We start from the raw sequence: 7,991 nt of genomic DNA, 5'->3' as shown, positions 1-7,991 counted from the left end.
AACGCGAGCAGACGCTGAACCAGCTGCTGGTCGGGATGGACGGTTTCGAATCCAACGAAAGCATCATCCTGATGGCTGCCACCAACCGGCCCGACGTGCTCGATCCGGCACTGCTCAGGCCAGGCCGCTTCGACCGCCAGGTCGTGGTGCCGAACCCTGACATCGTCGGCCGCGAGAAGATCCTCAAGGTGCATGTGCGCAACGTGCCGCTGGCGCCCAACGTCGACCTCAAGGTGATCGCGCGCGGCACGCCTGGCTTCTCCGGCGCCGACCTGATGAACCTCGTCAACGAATCCGCGCTGATGGCGGCACGACGCAACAAGCGCCTCGTCACCATGGCTGAATTCGAGGACGCTAAGGACAAGATCATGATGGGCGCCGAGCGCCGCTCGTCGGCCATGACGCAGGCCGAGAAGGAACTGACCGCCTACCATGAGGCCGGCCACGCCATCCTCGCGCTCAACGTGCCGTCGGCCGATCCGCTGCACAAGGCCACCATCATCCCGCGCGGCCGTGCACTCGGCATGGTCATGCAGTTGCCCGAAGGCGACCGCTATTCGATGAGCTACAAATACATGATCTCGCGGCTCGCCATCATGATGGGCGGCCGTGTCGCCGAGGAGTTCAAGTTCGGCAAGGAGAACATCACCTCCGGAGCTTCTTCGGATATCGAGCAGGCGACCAAGCTGGCGCGTGCCATGGTCACGCGCTGGGGCTTTTCCGACAAGCTCGGCCATGTCGCCTATGGCGACAACCAGGAAGAAGTGTTCCTTGGCCATTCGGTGGCACGCACGCAGAACGTCTCGGAAGAAACGGCGCAGATCATCGACGCCGAAGTGCGCCGCCTGATCGATGAGGCCTATTCGTCGGCGAAGTCCATCCTGACCAAGAAGAAGAAGGAATGGATCGCGCTGGCTCAGGGCCTGCTGGAATACGAGACGCTGTCCGGCGAGGAGATCAAGCAGTTGATCGCCGGCCACAAGCCCGCACGCGACCTCGGCGACGATACGCCGCCAAGTCGTGGCTCGGCCGTGCCGAAGTCCGGCGGCCGCCGCAAGAAGGGTCCTGAGCCCGAAGGCGGTATGGAACCACAGCCGTCGAGCTGAGTTCGGCCACCGATTTCATCGAACGCCGCGGCTTGCTCCGCGGCGTTTTTTGTTTTTGGCGTTGGGGAGGAGTTGTCCGCGACCTCGCATCTGCGACGGTGACGATTGGCGAAAGTCTAGGTGATAGCCAATCTCCCCCACAAGGGGGAGATTGGCAACGTCGCCGCTGGCGTGCCCTCGAAGGCAACAAAAAGGCCCGCGAACCCTGCGGTTCGCAGGCCTTCTCTTCTTCAGATGTCTTGTCGCTCAGCTCTTCAGCTTGGCATTGCACAGGCTGTAATAACCGCCGCCCTTCTGGATCCAGCGAAGGCCGTTCAACGTGCCCGCGTCCTTGTTGCCATGGTAGCCCTGGAGACAGGTCTTCATGCGCGCCTTCGCGGGCTTTTCGGTCTTGAACTCGGCGGCCAGCGTGGTCGGAAATGTCACGCCCGCGGGCGCTACAGTGGGGGCGACCGCCGCGCTGGTTTCTTTTTTCGTCTGCGGCTCGGTTTTGACCGTATCCTCGCTGACACTGTCCGCTGCTGATGTCGCGCACTTCTCCTTGCGAAAAGCCGTCCAGTCCATGCCGTTCAGAGTGCCGCCTTCCTTGGCTGTTCGATAGGTCTCGCCGCATTCCTTCATCGTCAGTGCGCTTGCGGGGGCGACGCTCCAAGCGACAAATGCGGTCGCAGCCAATACCGCCAATTTCAAACCGTGCATAAGACCCTCCTGGTTGATAATAAGTTTGACGTCTTTTTGTATATGGTTTGTTCTCTATATGTTCAACCAGAATCTTTACGGACTACCGATGAGCTTGGCGGTGGGCAGTGTAGGCGAATTGATGATGCCGGCAGCCCGGCGACATGCAGATGCGAGCAAGGCAGTGTGCGTCTTCGCGCAACAAAAAAGGCCCGCGCATCTTGCGATGCGCGGGCCTTTGTTTGGAGACTATGGCTAAGCGATCAGCTCTTCAGCTTGGCGTTGCACAGGCTGTAGAAGCCGCCGCCCTTCTGGATCCACTTCAGGCCGCCAAGCGAATTGGCGTCCTTGAGGGCATAGTACTGGTCGAGGCAGGTGTGCATACGGCCCTTTCCGGGGGTCTCGCTGGTATATTTCGGCGAGATCGCGGACGGGAAGGTGACGCCCTTGGGCGCAGCCGTCGTCGGCTTCGCCGGCTCCTTGGTGTAGCTCGCCTCGTCGGCGGCCGGCACGGTGTCGTCATCCGAGGCGGCTGCGCCGCACTCGGTCTTGCGGAAGTCGTTCCACTTCATGCCGTTCAGCGTGTTGGCCGTCTTGGCGGCCTGATACTTGGTGCTGCATTCGGCCATGCTCAGGCCCTTGCCGCCATTGTCTGCGGGAGCGGCGGGAGCCGCGGCGGCCTTGGTGGTCGCCGGCTTGGAGGCGGCAGCGGCGGATGCACCGGCGGCGCATTCGGATTTGCGGAAGTCGTTCCACTTCATGCCGTTCAGCGTGCCGGCAGCCTTCGCCGCCTGATACTTGGTGCTGCATTCCTTCGCCGTCAGGCCCTTGGCCGTGCTGTCGTCCGCCGCGGCGGCAGCCTTCGTGGTGTCGGTCGCTTTCTTGGCATCGGCCGGCTTGGCGTCGGTCGTCGCTGCGGCGTCGGTACCGCACTGAGCCTTGCGGAACTGGTTCCAGGTCGCTCCGGCCAGTGTCCCCGCATCCTTGGCGGCGTTATACTTCGTGCTGCACTCGGCCATCGTCAGTGCGTTGGCTGGCGCGGCCAGGAACAAGGTCGCGACGGCGAGGCCGGTCAAAGTGGCAAGTCGGTGGATGAGCATAGCGTTTCTCCGTTGCAGCAGCCCATGATACGTCCCTGCAAATCAATAACGCTCAACGGTCGGTTGCGCCAGATGCTAAGTGGCGTATATATCGCCGAAAATCGGCTTCTCCCGATAAGGTGATGAAATCGTTGTCCGTTGCCTGGTTCAGAGCAAGATTTTCCTGGTGCATCCGCGCTGAAAGGCTCGAATGACTTGTATATTGCAGCATGGCAGTCTGGGCATGTCAGGTTGCGGCCACGTTGTGTGCAGTGCACAACAATGGTTTTCTAAGGATTGGTAACGTATAATCACACAATGTGATCATAGCGCCCTGGCCACTTGTGGCATGACGTGCCGGGGAAGAAACGTCGAGGAAGCTGACTGGCATGGCAGGGAATTATTTCGGCACGGACGGCATTCGCGGACGCGCCAACAAGTTTCCGATGACCGCTGAAATCGCGATGCGGGTCGGCATGGCCGCCGGCCTTTCTTTCCAGCGCGGCAGCCATCGACATCGTGTCGTGCTCGGCAAGGACACCAGGCTTTCCGGTTATATGATCGAGAATGCCATGGTCGCCGGTCTTTGTGCCGCCGGCATGGACGTGTTCCTGCTCGGCCCGATCCCGACGCCGGCTGTCGCCATGCTGGTGCGTTCGCTGCGCGCCGATATCGGCGTCATGATCTCGGCCTCGCACAACCCCTATTACGACAACGGCATCAAGCTGTTCGGACCCGACGGCTACAAGCTCTCCGACGAGATCGAGGAGCGCATCGAGAGCATGCTCGACAGGGATATCGAACTGGCGCTCGCCGACTCCGACGGGCTTGGCCGCGCCAAGCGCGTCGACGGCGTGCATGACCGCTACATCGAATTCGCCAAGCGCACCTTGCCGCGCTCGATGTCGCTCGCGGGCTTGAGGATCGTCGTCGATTGCGCCAATGGCGCGGCCTACAAGGTGGCGCCCGAGGCGCTGTGGGAACTGGGCGCCGAAGTCGTCGCCATCAATGTCGAGCCCAACGGCTTCAACATCAACAAGGAATGCGGCTCGACCCACCCGGCCGGCCTGCAAAAGAAGGTGCACGAAGTGCGCGCCGATATCGGCATCGCGCTCGACGGCGACGCCGATCGCGTCGTCATCGTCGATGAAAACGGCGCGATCGTCGATGGTGACCAGATCATGGCGCTGATCGCCGAATCCTGGCACCAGAGCGGGCGGCTTGCCGGCGGCGGTGTCGTCTCAACCGTCATGTCCAATCTGGGCCTCGAACGCTTCCTCGGCGACATGAAGCTGCAATTGCACCGCACCAAGGTCGGCGACCGTTATGTCGTCGAGCATATGCGCGCGCATGGCTTGAATGTCGGCGGCGAACAGTCGGGCCATATCGTGCTGTCCGACTTTTCGACCACCGGCGACGGCCTGGTTTCGGCGCTGCAGGTGCTGGCCTGCATCAAGCGGCAGGGCCGGCCGGTCAGCGAACTGTCGAAGAAATTCGAACCCGTGCCGCAACTCCTGAAGAACGTTCACATTTCCGGCGGCAAGCCGCTCGAGGAGGCGCCGGTCAAGGCCGCCATCGAAGACGCGCGTAGCCGGCTCGGCAAGACCGGACGGCTGGTTATCCGGCCATCCGGGACAGAGCCGCTGATCCGCGTGATGGCCGAGGGCGACGACCCGCAACTGGTCGAGTCCGTGGTGAATGGCATCGTGGACATCATCTCGGAAACGCGCAGCGCCGCCTGACCCCCACAGCGCCCGGCAGGACGTCGTCGCCTGAACCTGTCCAAGGCCCGCCTCTCGGCGGGCTTTTTCTTGTCGGCTCCCAGTCTGTTCGCTGTTCGGAAATCTCGCGCCGGTCCCCAGAAGTTTCGAGATTCGTGGTTAAGCAACAGGGTTAAACGCCTTTTAACCTTTGCAATTCATTATCCACGACTGAAAGCCAATCGCATTTCGGGCGGGTTTGCCGTTCCGAGCTTCTCAGGGGTGACAAGCATGTTCAAGACAGCAAGAAAGGCCCTGCTCGCCTTACTGTTCGCAGGCCTGGCGGGGCCGTTGTTCGCGGCCGACCTGCCGGAACCGATCGTCGAAGAGGCTCCGCCTCAGGCCGTCTACGAGCAGCCGGTAGAAGTCGGCGGCTGGTATATCCGTGGCGACATCGACTATCACAAGTCGACCGTGCGCGGCATCGACTATATGACCTACACCGTCGATCCCTGTAACTGTACGGTTACGCCCGGCACCAGAAGCTTCGATTTCGGCAAGCTCAAGGGCGGTTTCTCGCTCGGCGCCGGCGTCGGCTACAAGATCAACGATCACTTCCGGACCGATTTGACCGCCGACTATTGGTTCAAGTCGAACTTCAACGGCGGCACCTCGGATATCAACGGTACTTCGACCGAAGTATCGAAGATGAGCGCCCTGCTACTGCTTGCCAACGCCTATGTCGATCTCGGCACCTACCATGGCATCACGCCTTACGTTGGCGCCGGCATCGGCGGCGCCCGCGTCAAGTGGGATGATGTCTACGACCCGAACACCACCGAGTTCAATCCCGGCAGATCAAGCTGGCGTTTCGCCTACGGTCTGATGGCCGGCGCTTCGTACTGCTTGACCGACAAGATCATTCTCGATGCCGGCTACCGCTTCTCCCATATCCAGGGCGGCCGCATGTTCGACTGGAACATCACCAGCTCCGGTCCCGGCTTCGATCGTGGCATCAACACACACGAAGTGCGCGGTGGCCTGCGTTACCAGTTCGGTGGCAACAACGGTTGCGCCGCGCCGGTCGTTGCCTACCAGCCCGAACCCGAGCCGATCTACACCAAGTAACAGCATCTACATTACTTGAATTCTTCACAAACCGCCCGGCCTCAGCCGGGCGGTTTTTCGTTGGCCGCCTGGAATCGACAGGGGAAATGAATTCGCTAACGCTCTGTTAGCCTTAACCGCCACTTAACCACTATGGTTAACAATGCTCCTTGAAACGATGGCTGCCGCTGCGATTGCGGGCTGCGCCAAATTCGGGAGTCGGGGACCATGAAACTTACATCGCGTATGGCGCTGGCGCTCGGTGCACTAGCCCTCCTGCCGCTGACGCCGGTGCACGCGGCCGACTACGATCCGCCGATCTATGTCGACCAGGCGCCCGACTACGTCCCGGTCGAGGTCGGCTCCGGCTGGTATCTGCGCGGTGATCTCGGCTATGCCTTCAACAAGCCCTATGAATTTTCGGAAACTCCGGCCGGTCTGGTTACGGATACCAGCCCGCTGTCTGGTTCGATAGGTATGGGCTACCATTTCAACGATTACTTCCGTGGTGAATTGAATTTCGGTCTGCTGCCGACAAGCAAATTCGCCAGCAAATTCGACAGTACTTGCGATGGAACGCAGACGGTGACTGTCACCAGCGGTGGCAGCACAAGCGCGTTCGCCGGCCCAAGCACCCGTGGATGCGAAGGCTCCAACGACGGCAACAACAAGGCCTACGATGTGATGGCCAGCGCCTTTGTCGACCTGGGCACTTATGTCGGCTTCACGCCCTATGTCGGAGGCGGTGTCGGCATAGCGTACAGCACCTACAAGTACGCTCAAGGCGCTCGCAACTGTCAGAATTCATCGACAACATCAGGTACAACCACGACCATCTTTGAATGCGACGATCCAAACGGCTATGATGGGACGACGCAGTCGGAGAAGCAGTTCAGCTTCGCCTATACGCTCGGCGCCGGCTTTGCTTATCAGGTCAGCAAGAATGTTGCAGTCGATGTCGGCTATCAATACACGGCTCTGCCTTCCGCGAAATACGTGACAGCAGACGCTGTCGGCAACCCTGAGTTCAAAAAGGGCCTCGATTATCATCAGGTCAAGGTCGGGCTGCGCTACGATCTCTGGTAGGCGCGGCGAGTACGAGGACCAGCACGGCGGATCATGGGGTCCGTCGTTTGCGTTTGAAGTCACGACATCCTGATCGGGGATCGCCGGTATCCCGGCAACGACAAAAACTTTCCTCTTGACGCCTGAAGCCCGAACGAATATCGCCGTCCGTGGGCCACCCCTCCCCAACGAGGGGCCACTATCTGGAAGGATAGACCACGATGACGACGCATACGAAGCCCGGACTCCGTCCGGCAAACCCCAATTTCTCCTCAGGTCCCTGCGCAAAGCGCCCCGGCTGGTCGGTCGAGGCGCTAAGAAATGCTGCGCTCGGCCGTTCCCACCGCGCCAAGATCGGCAAGACCAAGCTCGAACAGGCGATCGAGCTGACGCGGGAGATTCTCCAGGTCCCGGCGGGTTACCGCATCGGCATCGTGCCGGCGTCGGACACCGGTGCGGTCGAGATGGCGCTGTGGTCGCTGCTCGGCGAGCGCGGCGTCGACATGGTCGCCTGGGAGAGCTTTGGCTCCGGCTGGGTCACCGACGTGGTCAAGCAATTGAAGCTCGCCGACGTGCGCAAGATCGAAGCCGGCTACGGCGAGCTGCCTGATCTCACCAAGATCGATTTCGACCGCGATGTGGTGTTCACCTGGAACGGCACCACGTCGGGCGTTCGCGTGCCGAACGGCGATTTCATTCCCGCGGACCGCAAGGGCCTGACCGTCTGCGATGCGACTTCCGCCGCATTCGCGCAGAGGCTCGACTTCGAAAAACTCGATGTCGTCACTTTCTCCTGGCAGAAGGTGCTGGGCGGCGAGGGCGCTCACGGCATGCTGATCCTGTCGCCTCGCGCTGTCGAGCGGCTGGAAACCTACAAGCCCTCATGGCCGCTGCCGAAAATTTTCCGCCTGACCTCAGGCGGCAAGCTGATCGAAGGCATCTTCAAGGGCGAGACCATCAACACGCCCTCGATGCTGTGCGTCGAGGATTACCTCGATGCGCTCAACTGGGCGAAGTCGACCGGCGGCCTCGACGCGCTGATCGCCAGGGCGGATGCCAATGCGGCCGTCCTCGATCGCTTTGTCGGCAAGTCCTCCTGGCTCGGTCATCTCGCCGTCCAGCCGGCGACACGGTCGAACACGTCCGTCTGCCTGTCCTTCACCGATCCGGACGTGTCCGCGCTCGACGCCGACGGGCAGGCGGCCTTCGCCAAGGGGCTGGTGTCGGTGCTCGACAAGGAAGGCGTCGCCTATGAT

At 61.3% G+C, this 7,991-nt stretch carries 7 protein-coding genes; 5 read left to right on the top strand and 2 right to left on the bottom strand.

All coding sequences use genetic code 11. From position 1 onward, the window contains the following. A partial coding sequence (locus ENZ74_RS14335) for an AAA family ATPase (protein WP_127312827.1) occupies positions 1-1,106 on the top strand: 1,106 nt, incomplete at its 5' end. 246 nt (positions 1,107-1,352) lie between these two features. On the opposite strand, the gene ENZ74_RS14330 is transcribed toward ENZ74_RS14335, so the two are convergent. Together ENZ74_RS14330 and ENZ74_RS14325 are read right to left on the bottom strand one after the other, a co-directional pair. Further along, positions 1,353-1,805 (bottom strand): hypothetical protein, encoded by a 453-nt coding sequence (locus ENZ74_RS14330; protein WP_013529153.1) that lies wholly within the window; start codon positions 1,803-1,805, stop codon positions 1,353-1,355. A 242-nt stretch (positions 1,806-2,047) separates the two neighbouring features. After that, positions 2,048-2,884: a hypothetical protein gene (locus ENZ74_RS14325; protein ID WP_127312825.1), complete on the bottom strand. Its 837-nt coding sequence runs from the start codon at positions 2,882-2,884 to the stop codon at positions 2,048-2,050. A gap of 368 nt (positions 2,885-3,252) precedes the next feature. On the opposite strand from ENZ74_RS14325, the gene glmM reads away from it, so the two are divergent. From glmM to ENZ74_RS14305, 4 genes are all read left to right on the top strand, one after another. After that, positions 3,253-4,605 (top strand): phosphoglucosamine mutase, encoded by a 1,353-nt coding sequence (gene glmM, locus ENZ74_RS14320; protein WP_013529155.1) that lies wholly within the window; start codon positions 3,253-3,255, stop codon positions 4,603-4,605. A gap of 249 nt (positions 4,606-4,854) precedes the next feature. Then, positions 4,855-5,691, top strand: a complete 837-nt coding sequence (locus ENZ74_RS14315) for an outer membrane protein (protein ID WP_013529156.1) — start codon at positions 4,855-4,857, stop codon at positions 5,689-5,691. Positions 5,692-5,916: 225 nt separating this feature from the next. Then, positions 5,917-6,756, top strand: coding sequence for an outer membrane beta-barrel protein (locus tag ENZ74_RS14310; RefSeq protein ID WP_318011902.1), 840 nt, complete (start codon positions 5,917-5,919; stop codon positions 6,754-6,756). A gap of 200 nt (positions 6,757-6,956) precedes the next feature. Next, the coding region (locus tag ENZ74_RS14305; RefSeq protein WP_127312824.1) for a phosphoserine transaminase at positions 6,957-7,991 on the top strand (1,035 nt) is incomplete at its 3' end.

The sequence above is a fragment of the Mesorhizobium sp. M7A.F.Ca.CA.002.15.2.1 genome (assembly GCF_003998715.1).
Lineage (GTDB): Bacteria > Pseudomonadota > Alphaproteobacteria > Rhizobiales > Rhizobiaceae > Mesorhizobium > Mesorhizobium ciceri.
This window is presented reverse-complemented; position numbering and strand designations above follow the sequence as displayed.